General features: G+C 64.0%; 20 protein-coding genes and 1 riboswitch. Of the genes, 9 read left to right on the forward strand and 11 right to left on the reverse strand.

Translation table 11 applies throughout. The features are described 5' to 3' along the window. Window positions 1–16 precede the first annotated feature (16 nt). The 3 genes from FYK34_RS06660 to fliD form a co-directional block, all read right to left on the reverse strand. Entirely contained in the window at window positions 17–2,470 is a 2,454-nt protein-coding gene (locus tag FYK34_RS06660; RefSeq protein WP_149295634.1) for a S9 family peptidase, read from the reverse strand. A 66-nt stretch (window positions 2,471–2,536) separates the two neighbouring features. After that, the gene (locus FYK34_RS06665; protein ID WP_231137389.1) at window positions 2,537–3,529 is read right to left on the reverse strand and encodes an LD-carboxypeptidase; all 993 of its coding nucleotides are present in this window, start codon (window positions 3,527–3,529) and stop codon (window positions 2,537–2,539) included. A gap of 196 nt (window positions 3,530–3,725) precedes the next feature. Further along, complete coding sequence (gene fliD / locus FYK34_RS06670) at window positions 3,726–5,105, reverse strand: flagellar filament capping protein FliD (protein ID WP_149295635.1); 1,380 nt, start codon at window positions 5,103–5,105, stop codon at window positions 3,726–3,728. Between the two features lie 307 nt (window positions 5,106–5,412). Between fliD and cysD the strand changes: the two genes are divergently transcribed. From cysD to FYK34_RS06685, 3 genes are all read left to right on the forward strand, one after another. Continuing rightward, window positions 5,413–6,339, forward strand: a complete 927-nt coding sequence (gene cysD / locus FYK34_RS06675) for a sulfate adenylyltransferase subunit CysD (RefSeq protein WP_149295636.1) — start codon at window positions 5,413–5,415, stop codon at window positions 6,337–6,339. Continuing rightward, entirely contained in the window at window positions 6,339–7,784 is a 1,446-nt protein-coding gene (cysN, locus tag FYK34_RS06680; RefSeq protein ID WP_149295637.1) for a sulfate adenylyltransferase subunit CysN, read from the forward strand. Before cysD ends, cysN begins: the two co-directional genes overlap by 1 nt. 195 nt (window positions 7,785–7,979) lie before the next feature. Continuing rightward, window positions 7,980–8,831, forward strand: a complete 852-nt coding sequence (locus tag FYK34_RS06685; protein WP_168209664.1) for a CHAD domain-containing protein — start codon at window positions 7,980–7,982, stop codon at window positions 8,829–8,831. A 24-nt stretch (window positions 8,832–8,855) separates the two neighbouring features. On the opposite strand, the gene FYK34_RS06690 is transcribed toward FYK34_RS06685, so the two are convergent. Both FYK34_RS06690 and FYK34_RS06695 read right to left on the reverse strand, forming a co-directional pair. Continuing rightward, a complete protein-coding gene (locus FYK34_RS06690) occupies window positions 8,856–9,500 on the reverse strand; it encodes a DUF2726 domain-containing protein (RefSeq protein WP_149295639.1) in 645 nt (214 codons plus the stop codon). Window positions 9,501–9,614: 114 nt separating this feature from the next. Continuing rightward, a complete protein-coding gene (locus FYK34_RS06695; RefSeq protein ID WP_149295640.1) occupies window positions 9,615–10,088 on the reverse strand; it encodes a hypothetical protein in 474 nt (157 codons plus the stop codon). A gap of 192 nt (window positions 10,089–10,280) precedes the next feature. On the opposite strand from FYK34_RS06695, the gene FYK34_RS06700 reads away from it, so the two are divergent. Both FYK34_RS06700 and FYK34_RS06705 read left to right on the forward strand, forming a co-directional pair. Further along, window positions 10,281–10,679 carry a LexA family protein gene (locus FYK34_RS06700; RefSeq protein ID WP_407923603.1) on the forward strand — a complete coding sequence of 133 codons (399 nt, stop codon included), beginning with the start codon at window positions 10,281–10,283 and terminating at the stop codon, window positions 10,677–10,679. Continuing rightward, window positions 10,676–11,941: a Y-family DNA polymerase gene (locus tag FYK34_RS06705; RefSeq protein WP_149295642.1), complete on the forward strand. Its 1,266-nt coding sequence runs from the start codon at window positions 10,676–10,678 to the stop codon at window positions 11,939–11,941. The genes FYK34_RS06700 and FYK34_RS06705 overlap by 4 nt, the downstream gene beginning before the upstream one ends. A 4-nt stretch (window positions 11,942–11,945) precedes the next feature. Here FYK34_RS06705 and FYK34_RS06710 read toward each other — a convergent pair whose 3' ends face one another. Further along, window positions 11,946–13,355 carry a cytochrome P450 gene (locus tag FYK34_RS06710; protein ID WP_149295643.1) on the reverse strand — a complete coding sequence of 470 codons (1,410 nt, stop codon included), beginning with the start codon at window positions 13,353–13,355 and terminating at the stop codon, window positions 11,946–11,948. A 79-nt stretch (window positions 13,356–13,434) separates the two neighbouring features. Between FYK34_RS06710 and FYK34_RS06715 the strand changes: the two genes are divergently transcribed. Then, the gene (locus FYK34_RS06715; protein ID WP_149295644.1) at window positions 13,435–14,370 is read left to right on the forward strand and encodes a helix-turn-helix domain-containing protein; all 936 of its coding nucleotides are present in this window, start codon (window positions 13,435–13,437) and stop codon (window positions 14,368–14,370) included. A 6-nt stretch (window positions 14,371–14,376) separates the two neighbouring features. On the opposite strand, the gene FYK34_RS06720 is transcribed toward FYK34_RS06715, so the two are convergent. After that, entirely contained in the window at window positions 14,377–15,018 is a 642-nt protein-coding gene (locus FYK34_RS06720) for an SOS response-associated peptidase (protein WP_149295645.1), read from the reverse strand. A gap of 87 nt (window positions 15,019–15,105) precedes the next feature. On the opposite strand from FYK34_RS06720, the gene FYK34_RS06725 reads away from it, so the two are divergent. Next, window positions 15,106–15,873 (forward strand): glutathione binding-like protein, encoded by a 768-nt coding sequence (locus FYK34_RS06725; protein ID WP_149295646.1) that lies wholly within the window; start codon window positions 15,106–15,108, stop codon window positions 15,871–15,873. Between the two features lie 129 nt (window positions 15,874–16,002). Here the strand turns inward: FYK34_RS06725 and FYK34_RS06730 are convergent, their stop codons facing one another. The 3 genes from FYK34_RS06730 to FYK34_RS06740 all read right to left on the reverse strand — a co-directional run bounded on the left by FYK34_RS06730 (window position 16,003) and on the right by FYK34_RS06740 (window position 18,940). Then, window positions 16,003–17,001, reverse strand: coding sequence for a hypothetical protein (locus FYK34_RS06730; protein WP_149295647.1), 999 nt, complete (start codon window positions 16,999–17,001; stop codon window positions 16,003–16,005). A gap of 33 nt (window positions 17,002–17,034) precedes the next feature. Beyond that, a complete protein-coding gene (locus FYK34_RS06735; protein ID WP_149295648.1) occupies window positions 17,035–17,763 on the reverse strand; it encodes a pseudouridine synthase in 729 nt (242 codons plus the stop codon). Between the two features lie 130 nt (window positions 17,764–17,893). Then, window positions 17,894–18,940 (reverse strand): DNA-binding protein, encoded by a 1,047-nt coding sequence (locus tag FYK34_RS06740; RefSeq protein ID WP_168209665.1) that lies wholly within the window; start codon window positions 18,938–18,940, stop codon window positions 17,894–17,896. A 209-nt stretch (window positions 18,941–19,149) separates the two neighbouring features. Between FYK34_RS06740 and FYK34_RS06745 the strand changes: the two genes are divergently transcribed. Further along, window positions 19,150–20,238 carry a tyrosine-type recombinase/integrase gene (locus tag FYK34_RS06745; RefSeq protein ID WP_149295650.1) on the forward strand — a complete coding sequence of 363 codons (1,089 nt, stop codon included), beginning with the start codon at window positions 19,150–19,152 and terminating at the stop codon, window positions 20,236–20,238. Window positions 20,239–20,318: 80 nt separating this feature from the next. Here the strand turns inward: FYK34_RS06745 and acnB are convergent, their stop codons facing one another. After that, window positions 20,319–22,907, reverse strand: coding sequence for a bifunctional aconitate hydratase 2/2-methylisocitrate dehydratase (gene acnB, locus FYK34_RS06750; RefSeq protein WP_149295651.1), 2,589 nt, complete (start codon window positions 22,905–22,907; stop codon window positions 20,319–20,321). A 189-nt stretch (window positions 22,908–23,096) separates the two neighbouring features. Here acnB and gcvA point away from each other — a divergent pair, with 189 nt between their 5' ends. Next, entirely contained in the window at window positions 23,097–23,996 is a 900-nt protein-coding gene (gcvA, locus tag FYK34_RS06755) for a transcriptional regulator GcvA (protein WP_149295652.1), read from the forward strand. A 41-nt stretch (window positions 23,997–24,037) separates the two neighbouring features. Further along, window positions 24,038–24,103: riboswitch (Fluoride riboswitch) on the forward strand. The last annotated feature ends 36 nt before the right edge of the window (window positions 24,104–24,139 follow it).

The following is a 24,139-nucleotide window of genomic DNA, read 5'->3' on the forward strand; positions in this document are numbered from 1 at the left end:
TATTTTCCGCGATGGCTTACTGCGCGCCGGATGCGTCAGCGGCCCGCGGTTTCGCGTGCTTCACATACTGATCCAGCCAGCGATCTTCTTCCCACAACATGTGCAGAATGGACTCGCGCGCGCGGTAGCCATGGCTTTCCGCCGGCAGCATCACCAGCCGCACGGTGCCGCCCAAGCCTTGCAGCGCCTGGTACAGGCGCTCGCTCTGGATGGGGAATGTGCCCGGATTGTTGTCGGCCTCGCCGTGGATCAGCAACAGCGCATCCTTGATCTGCTCGGCGTAGTTGAACGGCGACATGGTCTGATACACATTCTTGGCCTGCCAGAAATTGCGCTCCTCGGACTGGAAGCCAAATGGCGTCAGCGTGCGGTTGTAAGCGCCGGAACGGGCAATGCCGGCGCGGAACAGCCGCGTGTGCGCCAGCAGGTTGGCGGTCATGAAGGCGCCGTAAGAGTGCCCGCCGATGGCGATGCGGTCGCGGTCAGCCACGCCCAGCCTCACCACTTCGTCCACCGCCGCCTGCGCGTCCATCTTCAGCTGCGGCAGATAGCTGTCATTGGGTTCCTGCTTGCCCGCGCCGATGATGGGCATGGACGGGTCATCCAGCACCGCGTAGCCGCGCGCCAGCATCGCCTGCGGCCCCCAATAGCTTACGCGATTGAAGCGGTAGGGCGAGTCGGTGACCTGGCCCGCGGCTTCCGCGCTCTTGAACTCGGTGGGGTAGGCCCACATCAGCATGGGCAGCGGCCCGTCGCGCTTGGCGTCGTAAGCCGGCGGCAGATAGAGCGTGGCGGTCAGGCCCACGCCGTCGGCTCGCTTGTAACGCAGCAGCTGCTTTTGCACACCCTTGAGCTGTGGGGTGGGGTGCTGGAAAAATGTCAGCTGGCGCGGACTGCCGGCCGCGCCCCCCAAAGTCTGGAGATACAGATTGGGCGGCGTTTCAACCTGCTCCCGATTCAGCAGCGCGCGCCGGCCGCCATCCAGCACGGCGATGGGCGCTTCGTACCATGGCGCTTGCGAGCGCCACAGCCGCGTGGTCTTGTTGCTGGCCAAATCCAGCCGGTCGATGAAGGGGCGGTCGCCTTCCGGGCTGGCGCCATCGCCCAGCAGGTAGAGGCTATTGCCATCTGGACCGGTCTGCAGCACGGCTTGCCCGTTGTGGTCTCGTATCATCGCCGGGGAGCCGGGGTCGGCGTAGCGGTCTTCCGAGCTGCGCTCGTTCAGCAGTTCCGGCGCCTGCCCCGGCTGGCCTGGGCGAACCCGCCAGACTTTCAGATGGCGGGTATTCCACCAGTATTCGCTGACCAGGGCCAGATCGTCGCGGCCCCACTGGATGTCGGCAAAACGGCTGGCCAGGGTTTGCAGTTTGAATGGCGGCGTCTGGAACGGGGCGGCCTGCAGGTAGAGGGCGTCACGCGCCTTGGACGGCGCCGAGGGGTCGCCGCCGTCTTGCGCTTCCGCCCAGAACAGGGTGGCGGGCTTGTCCGCGCGCCAGCTCACATCACGCGGCCCGGTGTCGACCGCGTCGAAGCCGGAGGGCATGCGCTCGCGCAGCGGACGTTGGGCGACGACGTGCACACGGCGGCCGTTCAGGTCCAGCACGTCTATGCGCTGAGGGAAGCGGAATAAGGGCACTAATGTGGAGTAGGGGCGTTGCAGCCTGGCTGTCAGCAGATACTGCCCATCGGGTGAGGGCTGCACCGACAAGTAGCGGTCAGGCTTGCCTACCAGGCGAGTCTTGCCGGATAGATCCACCAGGGCGAGCTGGCTGCTCAGCTCGTAATCCAGCAGGTCGGCGTCGTACGGCGTTTTCAGCAGGTCCGGGTAGGTGCGGGTCTGGGACAGTTTTCCGCCCAGGCTTTGCTGAATGTCCGGCCCGCTTGGCGTGTCCGGCTTTTTCGGCGCGGGTCCCTGCGCGGACGGCAGCAGCTTGACCAGCAGGCGCTGCTTGTCCACCCAGGCGAAGCCGCCGCCGGTCGTCGCATTCAAGTGAAAAGCGCCCAGTCGATGCGCGCGCGCGCCGGACACGTCCAGCAGCCACAATTCGACGCCGCGCGCCCCCCATGCGCTGAAGGCCACGTGGCGGCCATCAGGCGACCAGGCGCTGTCCGCCAGGCGGACATGCGCGGGCAAGCCCCTGACCGGGCGGCTCTTGCCGCTGCCCACGTCCAGCAGGCTCATGGCGCTGCCAAAGTCGAAACGGCTGGCGGCGCGCATTTTCGGGTTCAGGCGCAAACCGGCCAGGCGCAGCTCCGGCTGGGCGACGTCGGCAATGCCGGGCAGGCCCGGGCGGTGCGTCTGCAGAATGGTGTCGCGCTGGGGGTTGAGCGACTGGAATGGCGTGCGAGGCGCGTTCACCAGCGCCGCCAATTCCGGCGCCGGGGTCTGATAGCCCTCGGCCAGAGCGGAGGCGGAGAGAAGAAGGCTGGCCAACGCCAGCCCGGTGCAGAGTGGTCGACTGCGGATCATGCCTACTCCATGGTGGTAATGCCAGAGTCAAGCAACTTGCATGAATCTGCCGCCAGGGTCAAGCGCTTACGCCAACGCAGGCTGGTCCAGCAGGGCTTGCGGCTGCAGGCCCAGCGGGGAGATCGTCGGATAGTCCAGGAACTGCAGCGTCAGGCTGTCGCCATCGGCTTGGAACCGAGCGGGGAAACCCAGGGGCAGGGTGGTCTTGTTGGCGATGTGGCCGAAAGGCAAGCCGGTGAACACCGGCACGCCGCTGATTTGGCGCAGCTCGGCCACCACGGCGTCAAAGTCATAGCGCGGGTCGTAGGCGTCCACGTGCTTGTGCATGGAAAAATCGCCCAGGAAGATGGCCCGCTGCTTCTGCAGCACGCCAGCCAGCCGCAACTGCTGCAGCATGCGCTCCACGCGGTAGGGCTGCTCGCCCACATCCTCCAGGAACAGCAGGCCGCCTCGAATGTCCGGCAGATAGGGCGTCCCGACCAGGCTGCACAGCACGCTGAGGTTGCCGCCCCAGAAGATGCCTTCGCCGCTGCCGCGCGCGCCGGAATGGGCGACGCGCAGGCTGCGTTGCGGGGTGGTCAGGGTGGCGATGAATTCATTGACGGTATATTCGCTGGGGTGGGCATTGCCCAGGTCGCCCAGCATGGGGCCGGCGAAGCTGCCGGTTCCGCTCTTGGCCAGCAGGGCCAGTTGAATGGCGCAGAAATCGCTATAGCCGATCAGCAAGGTTTGGGATTCCCGCAGCCGCGCGCCCAGCCGGGCGAAGTCCAGATCGGGCAGCAGCCGCATCGCGCCATAGCCGCCGCGCGCGGCCAGCACGATGGAGGGCAGTTGCGCTTGCGCCAGCAGTTGGGTGAGATCGGCCTTGCGTTCCTCGTCGCGGCCGGCAAAGCGAAGATAGCTGCGCTCCACGGCTGCCGCGTTTTCCAGCGCAAAGCCGGCGCGCTCCAGCCTGGGCAGTGCCAGTTGCCGCTGCTTGGCCGGCACGATGCCGGAGCAGGCGGCCAGGTAGAGCCGGTGGTTCGGGCGTGGCGGGATGGAGGCGGATGGCGAGGGCATGGTTTGGCATCCTTGTAAGACCGCTGCGCCTGCGCTCAAGGCCAGGCCTTGCAAGACGCGCCGACGGGATGGGTTGAAGGTATTTTTCATGAGCATGGGACGAGCGGTCCAAGGGTGGAGTTCCTGGGCGCTCAGCTTGCCTGCGCGCGGCGCAAAAAAATGGCGGCCCGCAGGCCGCCCGGCAGTTTGCCGCGTATCAGAGCAGATTGGCAAGGCTGTTGGAGGATTGCTGCATCTGCGACAGCTCGCTGTTCAGCTGCGAGTATTGCGTCAGCAGATTGGCTTGCTCCGTGTCCAGCGCGCTTTGCAGCTGGCTTTGCCGGTCCTGCTCGGTGCTGATCAGCGAATTGAGGTTGGTCTTGTCGCTGGCGATGAAGCCGGTTGGCCCCAGCAAATTATTGATGGTGGTATTGAACACGTTGCCGACCCCGTTGTTTTGCACATTGCCGAACAGATTGGATACCGCGGACGGATTGTTGGTCAGCGCGGTGTTGAAAGCATTTGAATCCAGCGTCAGCGTGCCGTCCGCTTTTTGCGTGATGCCCACCTGGGCCAGGTAGGCATAGCTGGTGCTGGGGTCCACGCCGGGCACCGGCGTGCTCAGCATGGTGGCCAGCTGCTGTTGCAGGCCGACCAGATCGCTGCTGATCTCGGTATTGGTCGGCGCGCTGCCCACGCTGGTGCGGCTTTGCACCGCGGACTGCGTGCTAGTGATGACCTGGTTGTAGGCATTGATGAAGGTTTGCAGCGAGGAGGTGATGCCGCTGCTGTCTTGCGCCATGGTGACCGTGGTCTGGCCTACCTTGTTGAGGCCGATGGATACGCCGTTGATGACATTGCTGACCGTATTGCTGCTGGACGAGACATTGACGCCATTGACGCTGAGCAGGGCGTTCTGCGCATTGGCCGACTCGCTGGCGGCATTGCTGCTCTGCTGCAGCCCGGCCAGGGTGTTGCCCGAGGTGCTGCCGCTGTCCGTGCCGCCGCTGGTGATGGTGAATGCGTTGTCCGGGCCGGATTGGGTAGAGTTCAGCACCAGAGAGTAGTTGTTGTTGTACTGCACCACGGAGGCGGTCACGCCTATGCCCGCCGCATTGATGCTGCTGGCGATCGACGACAAAGAAGCGTTCGAGCCCAGGTTCACGGTGGAGCTGGTGCTGCCGATTTTGAAAGTCAGCGCAGAGGGCGCCCCCGCCAGCGTGGCGTTCTGGTCCGTGATGGCGGCGCCGGTGCTGTCTTGGTCGAACACCAATTGCCGCGGCTTGGCCAGTTGCGACACATTCAGCACATAGGTGCCGGCGACGCCGCCGCTGGACGAGGTGGTGGTGGCTACCGTGGTGTCGGAAGAGGTGGCTTTGAACTGTTGCAGAAACGCGCCGGTGGACAGCGTGCTGGCAGCCGTCTGCAGGCTGGACAGCGCGGAGCTGACCTGGCCCAGCGTGCTCAGTTCCGACTGGTAGTTGGATTGCTTCTGCCTGCTTTGATTCAGCGGCTGCGAGTCTGCCGCAACCAATTGACTGACGATGGACTGAACATCCAGCGGACCGACATTGGTGCTGATCGATGAAGCTGACATGTCATCATCTCCTGGAGCCAGCCCGAACTGCCATCGGGCGGCGCAACAAAGAATTTAGGGCTAATGAGCCGTCTAGCTGTCATCACGGTGCGGTGTTTTTATTCAACAGGCGCGTAGCCTGATGCTTTTCATTGTAACTATCGGCGGCCACGACGCCAACTTGAGGGCGAAGGAAGAATTTCCCTCCCTTTATGCCTGATTTTTATCTTTTTATGACTTGCTAAGTTTATATGGATATATCCAATCGGTTTTGAATGGCCCGGAACAACCCGGTAGATTGGTTGCAACCCAAGAACAGGCTGCAAGCATGGATATCGATCAAGCAAGGCTGACCCACCTCCAGCAACTGGAGGCGGAGTCCATCCACATCATCCGCGAAGTGGCGGCGGAATTTGACAATCCGGTGATGCTGTACTCCATCGGCAAAGATTCCGCGGTGATGCTGCATCTTGCCAAAAAGGCTTTCTATCCCGGCAAGCCGCCGTTCCCGCTGATGCACGTGGACACCACCTGGAAGTTCCGCGACATGATTGCGTTGCGGGACAGGCAGGCCCTGGAAAACGGCTGGGATTTGATCGTCCACGTCAACCAGGACGGTGTGGACGCGGGCATCAATCCGTTCACCGCCGGCAGCGCCAAGCACACCGATGTGATGAAGACCGAGGGACTGAAGCAGGCATTGAACCAATATAAGTTCGACGCCGCTTTTGGCGGCGCGCGCCGCGACGAGGAAAAGAGCCGCGCCAAGGAGCGCGTCTATTCCTTCCGCGACAAGAATCATCGCTGGGACCCCAAGAACCAGCGGCCGGAGCTGTGGAACATCTACAACGGCAAGATAGACAAGGGCGAGAGCATACGCGTGTTCCCGCTGTCCAACTGGACCGAGCTGGATATCTGGCAATACATCTATCTGGAAAACATCGAGCTGGTGCCGCTGTATTTCGCCGCCGAGCGCCCGGTCGTGGAACGTGACGGCATGCTGATCATGATCGACGATGAGCGCATCCTGCAGTATCTGACCCCGGAAGAGAAGGCCAGCATCGAAACGCGCAAGGTGCGCTTCCGCACCCTGGGCTGTTATCCGCTGACGGGCGCGGTGGAGTCCGATGCCGCCACGCTGCCGGAAATCATCCAGGAAATGCTGCTGACCAAGACCTCGGAGCGGCAGGGCAGGTTGATCGACCACGACAGCGCGGGCTCGATGGAAAAGAAGAAAATGGAAGGGTATTTCTGATGTCGCACCAATCCGAACTGATCGCCGGGGATATCCTGGAATACCTGAAGCAGCATGAGAACAAGGACTTGCTGCGTTTCATCACCTGCGGCAGCGTGGACGATGGCAAATCCACGCTGATCGGCCGCCTGCTGCACGACTCCAAGCTGATATTTGAGGATCAGCTGGCGGCGATAGAGCGCGACTCGAAAAAATACAACACCACCGACCAGGAAATCGACCTGGCGCTGCTGGTGGACGGCCTGCAGGCCGAGCGCGAGCAGGGCATCACCATAGACGTGGCCTATCGCTACTTCAGCACCGACAAGCGCAAATTCATCATCGCCGATTGCCCGGGCCACGAGCAGTACACCCGCAATATGGCCACCGGCGCGTCCACCAGCAATCTGGCCATCATATTGATAGACGCGCGCCGCGGAGTGCAAACGCAGACCCGCCGCCACAGCTATATCGTCAGCCTCTTGGGCATCCGCCATGTGATCGTCGCGGTCAACAAGATGGATCTGGTGGACTACAGCGAGGATGTGTACAACCGCATCCGCGACGAATACCTCACCTTCGCCGAGCATCTGGACATCCCGGACATCCATTTCGTGCCGATCTCCGCGCTGCGCGGCGACAACGTGGTCAGCCGCACCGAAGCCGCGCCGTGGTACCAGGGCGGCACCCTGATGCACCTGCTGGAAAGCATACAAATCAGCCACGACGCGACCCTGGACGCGTTCCGGCTGCCCGTGCAATACGTCAATCGCCCCAATCTGGACTTCCGAGGCTTCTGCGGCACTATCGCCAGCGGCGCCATCCATCCGGGCGACGCCGTGGTGGCGCTGCCGTCCGGCAAGCAGAGCCGCGTCAAAGACATTGTCGCGTTCAGCGGCAATTTGCCGCGCGCCTCAACAGGGCAGGCGGTGACGCTGACGCTGGAGGACGAAATCGACATCTCGCGCGGCGACATGCTGGTGCGCGCGGATGAAGCGCGGCCGCATGTTTCGCGCAGCTTCGACGCCCACTTGGTGGCGATGGGCGAAGCGCCGCTGCGTCCGGGCAAGGAGTACGGTTTCAAGCTGGCCGGCAAATACGTGACTGGCCGCATTGAATCCGTTTTGCATCGCACCGACGTCAATACGCTGCAAAACAGTCCGAGCGAAGCCCTGGCGCTCAATGAGATCGGCCTGTGTCGCATCGCCCTGAACAGCCCGGTGGTGTTCGACCCCTACCGCGAATGCCGCGGCAGCGGCAGCCTGATCGTCATCGACCGGCTCAGCAACGGCACGGTGGCGGCCGGCATGATCAGCACCCACAACGACGATGCCGGCCTGGCCGAGCTGACGCCGTGGCAGCTGTTCGAACAGGACCTGTCGCTGCTGCTGCAAAAGCACTTCCCGCAAATGGGGCGCGAAGAATTGGCGCGCAGGCTGCTGGAATCTGAACGCAAGCCGTCTTAAGACGCTTGCCGGCACAAGCGGGCCTGACGGCGAATGCCTTCAGGCCCGTTCCGCATGCGGCGGCGCGACGCGCTTGCCATGGCCGGCGCCTTGCGCCCATGATGGGGTGTGCAAAGACTGGAGTCTGCCATGCCATCCCGCGCAGGAATCAGGCTGAAACCCTCACGCGCCAGGCCCTTGGCGCTACGCGCGCGCATGACGCCGCGTCTGGCGCTGCGCATGGCCCTGCTGGAGAGCCTGCGGCACTTGTCCGCCAATCTAGGTGGCGTGCGGGAGGGAGATGACCCGGAGTGCGTGCATCAGGCCAGGGTGGCGTTGAGACGGCTAAGCGCGGCAGGCACCGCTTTTCGTCCGCTGACCCGGGGCGAAGCGTGGCGGAGCGTGCTGCGGGAGGCGCGCGAATGGGCGGGCCTGCTGGGCGCGGTCCGCGATCTGGATGTCATGCTGCTGGAAACCTTGCCGGCCGTCGCGCCATCCGCGTGGGCCGCCCAGGATCTGTCAGCCTTGCGCAAGGCGCTGGAAAAACGTCGGGCGGGAATGAAGGCGCGGGCGAGGGCGGCTTTGGCGCCGGCGCGCTTTGACGGCTGGGCGCGCAGGCTGCTGGCCTTGGCGAATCAAGACGCGTGCATCCGCGATGGTTCATTGCCGGGCAGGCGGGGCTTTGCCGCGCGCTCGCTGAACCGAGGCTGGAAACCCGTCCGCCGCTTGACGGAACAATGGGACGCGCTGAGCGTGGAACAGCGCCACGAGCTGCGCAAGCGGGCGAAAAAATTGCGCTACGCGATCGAATTTTTTGCCCATCTCTATCCGGGCAAGCGCGTGGAGCGCTGTCTGGCGCCCTTGCAGCTGGCGCAGCAGCGGCTGGGCGCGCTCAATGATCGCGCCGCCGCCTGTGACATGCTGGCGCAATGCGCGGCGGAGTGGCCGGATTTGCAACCCAGCCTGGGCCAGCTGCGCCTGGCGCTGACGGCTGAGAATCCCGAGGATGAGAGTCGGGCGCGGTCTGCCGTCCGCCACTTGAGCCGGCTTGAGCCGTTCTGGCAATAGCCAAGACCCGCTTGGTGGGCGAGCTTAGGCGCCGGCCACTTTTTCAGGGCGGGAAGTTTCGGCTGGGGCGACCGGAAACATTCGCAGCAGAATGTCCGCGTATCGATCCAGCGCTTCTTGCTGCGGCGTGCGAGGCAGACGCAAAGGCAGCAAGCCGATTTGTCGCATCACGGCATCGCGCCGGCGGTCGTTTTCTTCCTTGCCTATATGGCTGCGGTCATCCAGCTCAATCACGGCCACCATCGTCAAGTCCGACTTGCATATCAGAAAATCCGCCACTTTTTGACTCATGGTGCGGAACAGCCATAAGTTTTGCTTATCAGTGCCGCCGCGGGCTTCCAGGATTTGACTGAATGCCACCTGCGGAAAAACCAGGAAGTGCGGAGACAGGCTGGCGGATAGGCGGCGATAGCATTCAATCTCTCTCGCGGTCAGGATGGTGGACCGCTTCAGCTCGAAGCGGGCATCGCCATAGTCGGGGCGCTCCGGTTGACGGAAGTAGGCTTTTTTCAGCGGGTCAACCGTGGGGGAGGCGGGCGGAAGCCGATTGACCGCCGGCCTGGAAAGCGCAGGGATAGGAGCGTGCGACTGTTGGTTAGGTCGGGGCCGCTTTTTGCGTTTCTTCTGGGAACCGCTCAAAGAGGCCAGGCCAACTGCGACCAGCAGCATGAAGATAAACAGACTCAATGCGCACCAAAGATGTCAATAGTATTGACGGCGAATATGACATCATGCGGCAGGCATGGCAAGCGGCCTGGCGCGAAGCGGCAATGCGGGCCGCGCTCAGATTCGACAGTCCTGAGCGGTCATCTGGTCCTTGACTTGCCACAGCTTGGTCATGGCATTGGCTTCATGAAACAGGCTGTTGGGTTCTAGACACCGCCGGTAATAGTCCCGCAGTCGGCGCAGTTGCTCACAGGACAGATATGACGCCGTGGACGGCTTTGACAGGGTGGCCACGTTGGACGTTGAAGGCAAGCCGCCAAGGCGTGGCGCAGCGTAAACGGGACCGGCCGCGCCCATATTGAGCGAGCCGCCGCTGGCTTTGGGATGGAGCAGTCGCTTGGGCTGATAGCCAGGCCGGCAATTGCCCGTATTGGTGAACTCCACCTGGCTGCCCTTGGCGCATTCCATGACCTCAGCACGAGAATCCAGACGATGGTTTTCATTGAGCCTTTGAATAGTAGCGATGACTTCGTCATTTTGCATCACGGCAGGCGTGATGAAAAGCAAGGCGAGTGAGCCAGGGTGAGCCATGAGCGGCTGCCGCAATCCATAATACTAAGCTACGCAATTTGACATAATATAGATTATGCGAACCAATGGATGTAATACTAGGCAGCCGTCCGGCGTGGCCCCGGCGCTAGCCTGCCATGCATCCTGACTTTGCGCTACGGGTGAAAATGGCGTACATTTGAATTCGTACAATATCAAAAATGTCGTGCCATGATGCCTTCTACTTCCTTGTTGCCACTCGCCTTGTCCCCCGTTCAGGCCGGCTTTCCCTCGCCGGCGGAGGACCGCATGGAACCGGGCATAGATCTGCAGGCTTATTTGGTCAGCGATCCGCTAGCCACCTTTCTGGTCCGGGTGGTTGGCGACTCCATGCGCGACGCCGCCATCTTGGAAGGCGATCTGCTGGTGGTGGACAAAGGCCGCTCGCCGCGGCATGGCGATATCGTGGTGGCGGTCATCGACAGCGAATTCACCGTAAAACGCCTAGGCCGCCAGGCCGGCCGCTGCGCGCTGTTCGCGGCGAATCCGGCTTATCCGCCCATCGTGCCGGCCGATGGACAGGAGCTGCAAATCTGGGGCGTGGTGACGGCGTGCCTGAGGCGTTACCGATGAAAACCTATGCGCTGGTGGACGGCAACAACTTCTACGCCAGTTGTGAGCGCGTGTTCCGGCCGGACCTGGAAGGCAAGCCCATCGTGGTGCTCAGCAATAACGACGGCTGCGTGGTGGCGGCCAGCGCCGAGGCCAAGGCCTTGCCGGGGATGAGCCTGTTCGGCCCGTATTTCGAGATTGCCGAGCAATGCCGCCAACATGGCGTGGAAGTGTTTTCCAGCAACTATACGTTGTATGGAGACATGAGCCGCCGCATGATGGCTGTCCTGAGCCAGCATGCGCCGGGGCAGGAAATCTACTCGATAGACGAGTGTTTCCTGGACATGAGCGGCATCGACGCGGTCTCGCCTCTGGCCAGACGCATGCGAGAAGATGTGCGGCGGCGCCTGGGGCTGCCGGTCAGCGTGGGCATCGGCAGCAGCAAAACCTTGGCCAAGCTGGCCAATCATGTCGCCAAGCGCGTGCCGGGCTGGGAGGATGGCGTGTTCGACTGGGCCTGGCTGGATGAGGCGGAGCGGGATGCCTTGATGGGCCGCCTGCCGGTCGGCAAGGTCTGGGGTGTGGGCCGCCGGCTGGCGGCCGCGCTAAGCGCCCTGGATGTGGATACCGCGCTGCAGTTGAAGCGCGCCGATCCCAAGCGCATCAGGCGGCGGTTCGGCGTGACGCTGGAGCGCACGGTGGCTGAGCTAAACGGCGTGGATTGCCTGGAACTGGACGAGGCCGCGCCGGAGCGGCGACAGATCATCGCCAGCCGCTCTTTTGGCGAAAAACCGCGCGACTTCAATGTGCTGGCGGCCGCCATCAGCCACCACATCAGCACCGCCGCGGAAAAACTGCGCCGCCAGCGCGGCACGGCTCGGCTAGTGGGCGTCAGCATACGCACCAGCCCGTTTATCGAAGAAGGCTACCACGGCTACACCGTGGTTCCCCTGCCCCAGCCCAGCGATGACACGCTGGCGCTGGCGCGCGCCGCGTTGACTGGCTTGCGCGCGGTCTTCCGTCGGGGCCACCGCTACCAGAAGGCCGGCGTGATCCTGATGGACATCTCGCCGCGCGGCATCCTGCAGGCAGACCTGTTCGCCGCGCCGCCCGATCCGCGCCGGCAGCGGCTGATGCAGACGCTGGATGCCGTCAACCGCGAGTTCGGCCGCGGACGTTTGAGGCTGGCCTCGGAAGCGCTGGCCAATAATTGGGAAATGCGCCAGGATAGGCGCTCCCCCTGCTACACCACCCGTCTGACGGACCTGCTGTGCGTCAAGTGAGCGCTCAGCGGCGCCTGATGCGCAAGCGCAAAGGCTCGCGCGGCCGCCGGGTGATGTAAAACGCAGGCTCCGGCGCCGCCTGCCCTTCCGGCACGGATAACTCGTAGCGACGCAGCAGCTGGGCGGCGATCAGCGTCATCTCGCTCATGGCCAGATGCTGGCCCAGGCATACTCTGGGCCCCGAGCCGAAAGGCAGGTAGGCGCCCAGCGGCGGGCGGGCGGCTTCCGGGGCGAAACGTTCCGGACGGAATGACCGCGGTTGCGGAAACCAGCGCGCGTCGTGGTGCATCAGCAGGACGGGCACCAGATACATGGTGCCGGCTGGAAGGCGCCAGTCGCCCAAGGTGACGGGCTGCAAGGCGCGGCGGCTGATCAGTATCGGCGCGGCGGGATGCAGGCGCAGCGTTTCCTGCAGGGTTTGGACCAGATAGCGCCAGGGCGCGCCAGCCTGGCCCATGGCCTGCTCCGGCGCAAACTGCCTTGCTTCGGCGCGAGCGGCCGCCTGCGCCTCGGGATGCGAGGCCATGCACCAGGCCCACCAGGTCAAGGTGGCGGCCACCGTCTCGTGGCCGGCCAGGAAAGTGGTCTTGCATTCGTCTCTCACGGCCTGCAGGGGCCAGGCTTGCGGCTGCTGCAAGTGCAGCCGCAACAGCCGGCTGAGCAGGTCTTCTGGCCACGCCTCGCGCGCCAGGCGCAGCCGTGTCTGCAAATGGTCCTCGATCAATCTCTCCAGTACTTGCCTGGCCTGTCGCCTGCCGCGTTGCCAGGGCATCCAGTCCGGCAGACTGAAGGGCTGATAGAACTCGGCATTGGAGGCCACCATCAAGGCGTGAGCAGCTTGCTCGGTGCGCCTGGCATCCTCGCCGATGCCGTTGGAAAACAACATGCGCATGATGACGTCCATGGTCAGCGAGGTCAGCGCGCGCTCTATCGGCCAGCGATCGTCCTGCTCCGGCCAGGCGGACAAGGCCTGCTCGGTAGCCGCGAGGATGGCGGGCGAAAATGCCTGCGCCGCCTGGCGGGTGAAATCTGCTTGCAAGGCCTGGCGCTTGTTTCGCCACGCCTCGCCTTCGGCGGTCAGCACGCTGTGGCCGTGTATCCGGCTGAAAATGCGCCGGGCGCGTTGCCAACGGACTAGCGCGCCGGCCTGGCTTACCAGCAGCTCGCGCACCAGGCGAGGCTCGCTGACGACGACCTGATGCTCGGGCCAGGTGCGCACATGCACCAGGTCGCCAAACTCGCTTTGCCATTCGGCCAAGGCGCCAGGCAAGTCGCGCGACATGCGCGCCACCAAGCGCAGGCCGGTCAGGCCCGCTTTGGGTCCGGGCGGCCAGGCGCTCGTGCCGGGGTTCGCGGTCGTCGACGCCTTGGTGTCGGCGTGGAGGGGGCAGGAGGATGTGTGGGGCGTTTTCATGGCGCCATATTGCCGTGGCGCGTGAAGGCCGTATTGAACGCAAGCGACATTTGGCAGAGCGCAAGAGTATACTTTTCGCATGCAAACAGAATGCCAGGCAGACGCCCTGCCCTGCCCCCACCCGCTGGCGCGCGCGCCGCGCGCCGCCACAGAGACTGCCGCCAGGTTGCTTCAGACTCCCCGTTCGCTGCAAGGCGCGCTGGCGGCGATTGCCCGGCGCGACACTCGCGGCTTGGCGCTGAGTGAGGCGCAAAGGCTGACCCATTTTCCAGCCTCCTTGCTGCTTACCCTGTCTTGGTTTCAGGGCATGGAGGGCGGCCTGGTGGAGCCGGCGCCGGATGGCATCGGCGGCTGTTGGCGGGCGTTTGCCTCGCCGATGGTGCTGTCCGGCAGCCAGTCCTTGCCGCGGGTAAGCTGGACGTCGTCGCCTGGCCGCGCCGTTAGCGTGTGCTTCACGGCCGATGTCGCGCAGGCCCTGTTTCGGCTGGACGTGGCGGCCGTGCATGACAAGGTGGTGGATGCCCGCTTGGCGCTCGGCCCGGAGTGGCAGGCCATGCTCGCCGATCTGCTGGCCGCCCAGGATGATGCCGCCACGCTGGCGACGCTGGAGCGCCACCTCGCTGTTTGCTGGCAGCGGGTTCGCCACGGGCAAGGCGCGGTTCCGTCGTTGCTGCGGCTGGGGCGGGACTGGGTGGAGCGGCTGGGCTGGCAAGCCAGACAATGGGCCGCCACGCACAGCCAGCGCCAGGTTGAGCGCAGGATCAAGACCTATAGCGGCCGCTCCTTGCGGGAATGGCAGTCCCTGGTGCGGACGGAGGGGGTGTTTTTTGCCGCGCGGGCGCAATATGAGGCTGGCTTGCAGCCGGACTGGGCCGAGCTGGCGCAAGACCAGGGATTTGCCGATCAGGCTCACCTGAGCCGCGCCAGCAAGCGCATCACGGGTTTTGCGCCTGGCGCGTTTGCCAAGCGTTTCATCGAGGATGAATCGTTCTGGCTCTACCGGCTATGGATATAAGGCGGGCTAGAACAAGGCGCCCTGCCGTGGCGGATGCGGCGCCTCCGGCGTCGCCGTCATCTGCTCCGCCGGCCAGGCTTGCAGAAAAGCGCGGGCGGCTTCCGGATCGCGGCAGTTGAGCCAAGCGTCGTAGTCGGCGGGCGAGACGATGACCAGCATGCGCTTCTCGTCGCCAGGCTTGTGCATGCGCCGCATGAGCGGATGCGGGTCGGCATTGATGGTGATTTGGGTGAATGCGGTGCTGATCGAACCATCCGCCTCCTGCCACTCCCGCCACAAGCCCGCCACGGCAAACGGCGCGCCATCTGCCAGGCCAATCCGCATGCGCACCGCCCGGCCGCTTTCATAGCTTGGCTCGAAAAACGCCCGCATGGGAACCAGGCACAGCTGGCCATGGCGCCAAGCGTCGCGATAAGTGCGCAGCTGGCCCAGGGTTTCGGCTCGGGCATTGGTGGTGGACAGGCGCACGCCATCCGGCTGGTGCCGCTTGGGGAGGAAGCCGTAGGAAGCCAGGCGCACGCCATCGCGGGTGAGGATGGGCGCCAGATAGTCCTGCCAGGCTTCCGCCAGCCACTGCGCCGAGCCGGGATCGGCGCCGAAGTGCTCCCGCAGCTGGCCGGAGGCTATGGTAAGAAAGTTAACGCACATGAGCGCATTATCCGCGTCTCCGGGCCTTGTCGTCCATGCCGGGCGGCTTGGCTCGCGTCCGCCACTCGCAGAAGATGGGAGATTTGCATGATCGACCTGCATTACTGGACCACGCCCAATGGCCACAAGATCACGATATTCCTGGAGGAAAGCGGCCTGCCCTATCGCATCGTGCCGGTCAACATCGGCCAGGGAGAGCAGTTTGCGCCGGATTTTCTGCGCATCGCGCCGAATAACCGCATTCCGGCCATCGTGGACCACGCGCCGGCGGATGGCGGCCAGCCGCTGGGCCTGTTTGAATCCGGAGCGATCCTGCTCTATCTGGCGGAAAAGACCGGTCGATTCCTGCCACAAGACCTGCGTGGGCGCAATGAGACGCTGCAATGGCTGTTCTGGCAGATGGCGGGTTTGGGGCCGATGGCGGGGCAGAACCACCACTTCGTCCAGTATGCGCCGGAGCGCTTGCCTTATGCGATAGACCGCTACGTGCGCGAGACGGCCAGGCTCTACCGCGTGCTGGACACGCAGCTGGAGGATGGCCGCGGCTACATCGCCGGAGAATACTCCATCGCGGACATGGCCTGCTACCCATGGATCGTGCCGCATGAGAAGCAACGCCAAAATCTGGACGACTTCCCGTCGCTGCAAGCCTGGTTTCACCGCATCGCGGCGCGGCCGGCGGTGCGGCGCGCCTATGCTAGGGCGGGGGAAATCAATCGCTCGCCAACGGTGAGCGAGCAATCGCGCGCGTGGCTGTTCGGCCAGGATGGCCGGCATCGGCAGGCCGGAAAAGACAAAAAAAACCCCGGCCAGGAGGTCGGGGGAGATTCAACCGACCGCCCTGAGGCCGATTGAAACTTGTCTGTATTCAGCATAGCCGGTTTGCCGCCGCGCGCAGCATTTTTACTTAGCGTCGCCAACAAAACTTCACTAGCAAGCCGGGGAGTGGGCGCGATGACTCGGCCAGCGCGCGCCTGGCAGGCCTTAGCCGTCGCCAAACTGTCGCCGCAGCTCTTCAATGGCCTCGCGGCGGATGCGCACCGGCATCAGGGCGCGGCGCACGGGTTGCACTTGGCCCAGAACCACCTCCTCCAGGCTGAGTTCGGTAGCCTCCTCCGCCTCGGCATCCAGCTTGATGCCCATTCGATTCAACCACAGCGTCACCGTTTGCAGGCTGAAAAAATCTTGCGGCTGCTCCAGAACCTGGCGCACCGCCTGCAAAATACCTTCCAGGCTGGCGTGGCTGCGCAACGCTTCCAGCTGCGGGGCCAGTTCATCCAGGCGGGCGTTCACCGCGGACAGGGTATCGGGCAGATCCGCCCCGGACTGGCCGTCCACCACGGTGCAGCCCTCCGACTGCAGCGCCATGCGCCGCAATTGCAGTCTGGCTTGCTCGGATTCAAGCTGCTGGCGCGTCTGTTCCAGCAACTCCAGCCGCCGCGCGATGACCGATACCAGCACGTCCAGCGCATGCGCACCGGAGCGGCGCAGGAAATCTTCCAGGCTGGGGCTGGGCATCATCAGGCGATGGCCATCGAAGCTGACCACGATCTGCGCCACATCGCTGCGCAGTTCGCCGTTTTCCATGGAGACGCCAAAGCGCCGGGTTTCGCTGCGTTGCATGGTCAGCAAGGCCCAGGCTTCGTCGCCATTGGATGCGGACAGGAAAAACGCCCGCAATTTATCACTATTTTCCAGCAGTTCCAGCAGGCTGGCCGGGCCGGCGAACAGCAAGCCCAGCCGGGGATCGCGCGCGAAGCTGGCCAGAGACAGGTCCAGCACCGGTGGCAGCTGGGTCATCAACGAAGACAGGTAGTCCTGTGCGGTGCGCATGCCGGGCGCCAGCGCGTCCTGATATCCCGGCAGCAAACGCAGCCGCTTGTCGCAGAGGTCGATCAGTTGCTCGATCTGCGCGGCGAGCAGGCGCGCGCGCTGCCGGCTCTGCCCGTCCCAACCCAGTTTGCGCAATAATTGATCAAGCATGGCCTGCCTCCCTGTTTTTGCTTGCGCGCCCAGTCAGAATTGTTCGTCGTCGCGCAGATAGCGCCACTGTCCGGTGGGCAGGTTGCCCAGCTTGACCTTGCCGATGGCGATGCGCTTCAGTCCGACGACGCGCAGCCCCACCAGTTCGCACATGCGGCGGATTTGGCGCTTTTTGCCCTCGCGCAGCACGAAGCGCAGCTGATCTTCGTTCTGCCAGCTGACCTTGGCCGGCAGCAGCTTCTTGCCGTCCAGCTCCAGGCCGTGGTTCAGCAGTGCGAGTCCGTTGGGGGCCAGGTGGCCCTCCACGCGAACCAGGTACTCTTTTTCCACCTCGGAATGCTCGCCGATCAGGTGCTTGGCCACGCGCCCGTCCTGGGTCAGCACCAGCAGGCCGACGGAGTCGATGTCCAGCCGGCCGGCCGGGGCCAGGCCGCGCAAATGCGATGGCTGGAAGCGTTTGCGGCTGCCGTCCTCCGCCCAGTGGTTTTCCGGCTTGATCAGCACCACCGCGGGTTCGTAACCATCCTCGGCCTGGCCGGAGACATAGCCTACTGGCTTGTTCAGCAGGATGGTGACGCGGGCCGACTGGGCGTCCTGCGCCTTTTTGTCGACCTCGATCCGGTTGTGCGGCAGTACTTTTTGCCCCAGTACGGCGACTTCGCCGTCGACTTTGACCCAGCCTTGTTCGATATAGCTGTCTGCCTCCCGGCGCGAACACAGCCCCAGTTCGGCCATGCGTTTTGACAGGCGTACAGGTTCCATTTGTTTTTCCGTGATCCGTAATGAAAAAGCGGCTCCGGTCGCATCGCGCTGAGGAGGCCGCTATTGAGTCGATGAATATTGTAGGGGATCGCGCGCCAACTGGCCATGATGCGCCGCAATCCCGGCTTGATCACGCCTCCAGGCGCGCGCGCAGCCAGGCGCGGGCAGCCTCAGGCTCGCGCGGCATCTCCTCCGTCAGCAGCGCGGCGCAGGCGCGTTCCAGCCATTGGCCCGGCAGCAAGGCTTGACGCTCTTGCAAGCGGGCCAGCACTTCGGTGGCCTGCCGCCACTCCAGCCTGGCCGCCTCCTCGGATTGGCGCATGTGCGATATCTGCGCGCGCGCCTCTTCCGCTTGCTGCTGCAAAATGTCAAGCCGCGCTTGCAGCCCGCCGTTTTCCCGCTCCCGCTCCAGCACGCGTTCGCGCCACAAACCCTCCACCTTGGCCGCGTCTTGCCGCGCCTGCTGCAGTGAAGTTTCCAGCTTGTGCAGCTGCTGCTTCATGTCCTTGCGCTCGTCTTCCACTTGCTGGTACAGGCGGACGCGCAAGCCCTCCAGGCGCTCATATGCCAGCGCCTCCTTGCGCTCGGACTCGTCCCGCGCCTCGCGCAGCTGCTGCGCATGCTTTTCTGCCGCTTCCGCTTGCTGCGTCTCGGCCTCCCGTCGGGCTTGCGCCAATTCCTGCTGCTGGCGCGCCAGGGCGGCTTGCAGTTCCTGTCGCTCGCGTTGCGCAGTTTCCAGCTGGCGCCTTGCCTGTTCCAGTTCACCGTTTAGCTCAAGCTGGCGCGCGGCCCGTAATTCAAGCTCATGGCGCAAGGACTGGAGCTCCGCCGCCGCCTGCTCCTGTTGCAACAAGAGTTGCGCGCGCTCGTCGCGCAGCGCGGCGGCTTCCGCTTCGATCTCCTGGCGCACCGCATCGAGCTGCAGCTCCGCCTCGTCGCAGGCCTTTTGCCACACCTGTTCGAATGATTCTGCCAGGCTGGCCGGCCAATCCGGGCGGCGAGAGGAAGTCGCCATGCGGGAAAGAAAATCCTGCCGCCATTCCTTCAGCACATTATTAATCGTGGTGTTGGAGCCGCTGCCTAGGCGGGCTCTCACCTCGGCCACGGTGGGCCAGGCGCCCTCGCCCACCAGTTCAAACGCGACTTGCCGAATGCGCGCATAGATATCGCTTGCCATGCTCGAGCCTTTTGTTCGTTTTCCTTCACAAGTGTAACAAATGCAAATCATAAAATATACTACGTATATCATTATATATTTATCATTTGCGCTATATTTTTCCGATAATTATACTTATCGGAAGTTATTGGCTGAAATATGCGCATGCCTGGCCATCTCAACAAGCCTCGCCGCCATGGCGCTTCCCCATCTCACCGCAAGACCCACCCATGCTGCCCGATACCACCCGCCCCAGCGCCCAACCTGCCCAGCTGATTCAGGCTCAATCCGATAGCCAGGCAGTGCTGACCTGGCTGGCCGAGCATGTCGAACAGCCGGCCACGCTGGCCGCTTATCGCAAGGAGGCGGAGCGTTTGCTGCTGTGGCTGGAAAGCCGCCGGCAAACTCTGGGGCAAATGAAGCGAGAAGATGTGCAGGATTACCGCCGCTTCCTCTCCGCGCCCCACCCCGCCGAACACTGGATAGGCCCCGCCCGCCCGCGAAGCCATCCGCAGTGGAAGCCCTTCTCCAGGCCCCTCTCGCCACAGAGCGTCAGCCACAGTCTGACCGTGCTGGGCGCGCTTTTTTCCTATCTCAACGACGCGGGCTATCTCAACGGCAATCCGTTCAAGCTGCTACGCCGCCGCGCGGCCCAGAAACGCAACCTGGAGGCGGAACGCTATCTGGACGCGGCTTGCTGGCGACATCTGCAGGACACGCTGGAAAAGTTGCCGCGAGACAGCGACAAGGAGATTCGCCACGCGGAGCGCGCGCGCTGGCTGTTCACGCTGCTTTACCTGACCGGCGCGCGGCGCAGCGAAATCGCGGCCGCCCGCGCGGGAGATCTCGTTCGCAGAAACGGGGGCTGGTGGTGGAATGTGGTGGGCAAAGGGGATGTCGCCGCCCGCATACCCTTATCCGATGAGCTGATGGCTGCCTTGGCCCGCTATCGGCAAAGCCTGGGATTGCCGCCAAACCCTGACGCCGGAGATGATGCGCCCCTGGTCTGCCGCATTGGCGAAAAAGGCAAGATGGCGCCGCTATCGGACAAGGCCATCTACCTGATCTGCAAGGAGGTCTTTGCCCGGGCGCTGCAAGGCGCAGCCAACGAGCCGCTGAAGACCCAGCTGCGCCAGGCCACCACCCATTGGCTGCGGCACACCGCCGCCAGCCACCAGCTGGAGGCTGGCGTGCCCTTGCTGCTGGTCAGTCAGAATTTAAGGCATGCCAGCATTCAGACCACGCGGCGCTATCTGCACAGCGAAGAGGATGCCCGCCACCAGGCCAGCCAACTTCACAAACTGCGGCGCGACGATTAAGCGTGGGCGAAGCAACAAAAAACGCCGCCCATCCCGCAGGATGGACGGCGTCGCCTCGTGTTGACCCCTAATTATTATGCTCAAGCCTTGCTGGCGGCCAGCTCCTGGTATTCCTGGATCTGGTCGAAGTTCAGGTACTTGTAAACTTCAGCGCCCTTCTCATTGATGATGCCGATATTGGCCTGGTATTCCTCCACCGTCGGGATCTTGCCCAGCTTGGAGCAGATCGCGGCCAGTTCGGCGGAACCCAGGAACACGTTGGAGTTCTTGCCCAGGCGGTTCGGGAAGTTGCGGGTGGAGGTGGACATCACGGTCGCGCCTTCGCGCACCTGGGCCTGGTTGCCCATGCACAGCGAGCAGCCCGGCATTTCCAGGCGCGCGCCGGCGCGGCCCAGCACGCCGTAGTGGCCTTCTTCGGTCAGCTGCTTGGCGTCCATCTTGGTCGGCGGGGCCACCCATAGGCGGACCGGAATGTCCGCCTTGCCTTCCAGCAGCTTGGACGCGGCGCGGAAGTGGCCGATATTGGTCATGCACGAACCGATGAACACTTCGTCTATCTTGGTGCCGGACACTTCGGACATCAGCTTCACATCGTCCGGGTCGTTCGGGCAGGCGACGATGGGCTCGGTCACTTCGTTCATGTCGATTTCGATCACGGCCGCGTATTCGGCGTCGGCATCGCCCTTCAGCAGCTGGCCGTTGGCGATCCAGTCTTCCATGGCCTGGATGCGGCGCTCCAGCGTGCGCGCGTCCTGGTAGCCATCGGCGATCATGGCCTTCATCAGCGTGATGTTGGAACGCATGTACTCGACGATGGGCTCCTTGTTCAGGTGCACGGTGCAGCCGGCGGCGGAACGCTCGGCCGAGGCATCGGTCAGTTCGAACGCTTGCTCCACCTTCAGGTCCGGCAGGCCTTCGATTTCCAGGATGCGGCCGGAGAAGATGTTCTTCTTGCCGGCCTTGGCCACGGTCAGCAGGCCCGCCTTGATCGCGTACAGCGGAATAGCGTTAACCAGGTCGCGCAGGGTGACGCCCGGCTGCAGCTTGCCCTTGAAGCGCACCAGCACCGATTCCGGCATGTCCAGCGGCATCACGCCGGTGGCGGCGGCGAAGGCCACCAGGCCAGAGCCGGCCGGGAAGGAAATGCCGATCGGGAAGCGGGTGTGGCTGTCGCCGCCGGTGCCCACGGTATCCGGCAGCAGCAGGCGGTTCAGCCAGCTGTGGATCACGCCGTCGCCTGGACGCAGCGAGACGCCGCCGCGGGTGGAGATGAAGGCCGGCAGCTCCTTGTGCATCTTCACGTCCACCGGCTTGGGGTAAGCGGCGGTGTGGCAGAACGATTGCATCACCAGGTCGGCGGAGAAGCCCAGGCAAGCCAGGTCTTTCAGCTCGTCGCGGGTCATCGGGCCGGTAGTATCCTGCGAGCCGACGGTGGTCATCTTCGGTTCGCAGTAGGTGCCCGGGCGCACGCCCTTGCCTTCCGGCAGGCCACAGGCGCGGCCGACCATCTTCTGCGCCAGGCTGAAGCCCTTGCCGGAATCGACCGGGGACTTCGGCAGGCGGAACTCGGTGGACGCCGGCAGGCCCAGCGCTTCGCGCGCCTTGGAGGTCAGGCCGCGGCCGATGATCAGGTTGATGCGGCCGCCGGCGCGCACTTCATCCAGGATCACGTCGGACTTCAGCTTGAACTCGGCCACCACGGCGCCGTTCTTTTCAATCTTGCCGGCGTACGGGTAAACGTCGATCACGTCGCCCATTTCCAGCGTGGACACATCCACTTCGATAGGCAGCGAGCCGGAGTCTTCCTGGGTGTTGAAGAAGATGGGCGCGATCTTGCCGCCCAGGGTCACGCCGCCGAAGCGCTTGTTCGGCACGAAGGGGATGTCCTGGCCGGTGGCCCATACCACGGAGTTGGTGGCGGACTTGCGCGAGGAGCCGGTGCCGACCACGTCGCCCACATAGGCAACCAGGTGGCCCTTTTTCTTCAGATCCTCAATGAACTGGATCGGACCGCGCTTGCCGTCTTCTTCCGGCTTGAAGGCCGCGTCGGCGCGGGTGTTCTTCAGCATGGCCAGATAGTGCAGCGGGATGTCCGGGCGGCTCCAGGCGTCCGGGGCCGGCGACAGGTCGTCGGTATTGGTTTCGCCCGGCACCTTGAACACGGTGACGGTGATTTTCTCGGCCACTTCCGGACGGCTGGTGAACCATTCGGCGTTGGCCCAGGATTCGACCACTTCCTTGGCGATGGCATTGCCCTTGTCCATCTTTTCCTTCACGTCATGGAAGGCGTCGAACATCAGCAAGGTTTTCTTCAGGCCGGCGGCGGCAATCTTGGCCACGGCGGCGTCGTCCAGCAGGTCGACCAGCGGCTTGATGTTGTAGCCGCCCAGCATGGTGCCCAAGAGCTCGGTGGCCAGTTCGCGCGAAACCAGCGGCGACTTCACGCTGCCTTCGGCCACGGCGGCCAGGAAGGAGGCCTTGACCTTGGCGGCGTCATCCACGCCCGGCGGCACGCGATGGGTGATCAGGTCGACCAGCGTGGCTTCCTCGCCGGCCGGCGGGTTCTTCAGCAGTTCGACCAGTTCTTCAACCTGCTTGGCGGACAGCGGCAGGGGCGGAATGCCCAGCGCGGCGCGCTCGGCAACGTGCTGACGGTAAGCTTCTAGCATGACTCTGGACCTTCTTGGCTTGGTTGTCGGCAAGCCCGTCGGCGCTTGGCCGCCGGGCTACACTCGGTGTTTCCGCATTGTCCGCGCGCGCGGCGCGGATATGCTCTTTGTAGTGGCTGAAGATTACGCTTTTCGGCGCTTGCATACAAACGAGTAATCGCAACACGGATTGTGAGATAAAATCACAGCATGAGCACCTACCCTCCCCTTAACTCATTGCGCATTTTCGAGGCCGCGGCCCGGCTGGAAAGCTTTTCCGCGGCCGCAGGCGAGCTGTTCGTCACCCACGGCGCTGTGAGCAAACAGATTAAGCAGCTGGAAGATTGGCTAGGCGTCATGCTGTTTGAGCGCAGCGGCGGACGCGTCAAGCTGACAGACGCCGGCTGGCGCTACTTGGTTCAAGTTCAAGACGGGCTGGACCTGATCGCCAACGCCACGGCCCAGTTACTGCAGCCCGACACGCAGCGCCGGCTCAGCATCAACTCCACGCCCACTTTCGCCGCTTACTGGCTGCTGCCGCGGCTGCAGCGTTTCCGCGCGCGCTTTCCGGAGCTGGAGTTGCACCTGGTGACATCGGACCGCGACCTGTCGCGGCTGGACGCGCCCTTCGACATCGCCATCCGCCGCGGCCCCGGCGACTGGCCCGGCCACATCGCCAAGCCGTTTCTGAAGGAGTGGGAGCTGCCGCTGGCCAGCCCGGCGCTGTTGGAGCGATTGCCGCTGCAGAGCCCCGCCGACTTGGTTTCGCACACGCTGTTGCATGCCGACACCCGGCCCACCGCCTGGCAGCGCTGGCTGACCCTGGCCGGCGCGCCGGAACTGAAGCCGGCCAGCGCCATGCATTTCGACAAATTCTCCCTGGCCCTGCAAGCCGCCGTGGATGGCCTGGGCGTGGTGCTGGGGCCGCTGCCGATGGCGCAAGCGCTGATAGACGCCGGCCAGCTATTGCGGCCGCTGCCCGCGCCGGTGGTGAGCGTGCGCGACTACTGCTGGGTGGCGCCGCGCATGGCGGCGGAGGACGCCACCGTGGAAGCCTTCTGCCGCTGGCTGGAGAGCGAGGCCGACAAAACCGGTCCTCTGCCGCGCTGATCCGGCGGCTTGCGCTAAAAAGCCCACGCCTCGTACAATATCGGCAAAGCGGAGATGGCATGCCTCCCTTAACCGCCTCGCCAGAGGCTGATGATGCCTACAGTATTCCTGGACGGAAGCTGTAGGCGCACCCTTCAAGCGCG

Source organism: Chromobacterium paludis (assembly GCF_008275125.1).
GTDB lineage: Bacteria > Pseudomonadota > Gammaproteobacteria > Burkholderiales > Chromobacteriaceae > Chromobacterium > Chromobacterium paludis.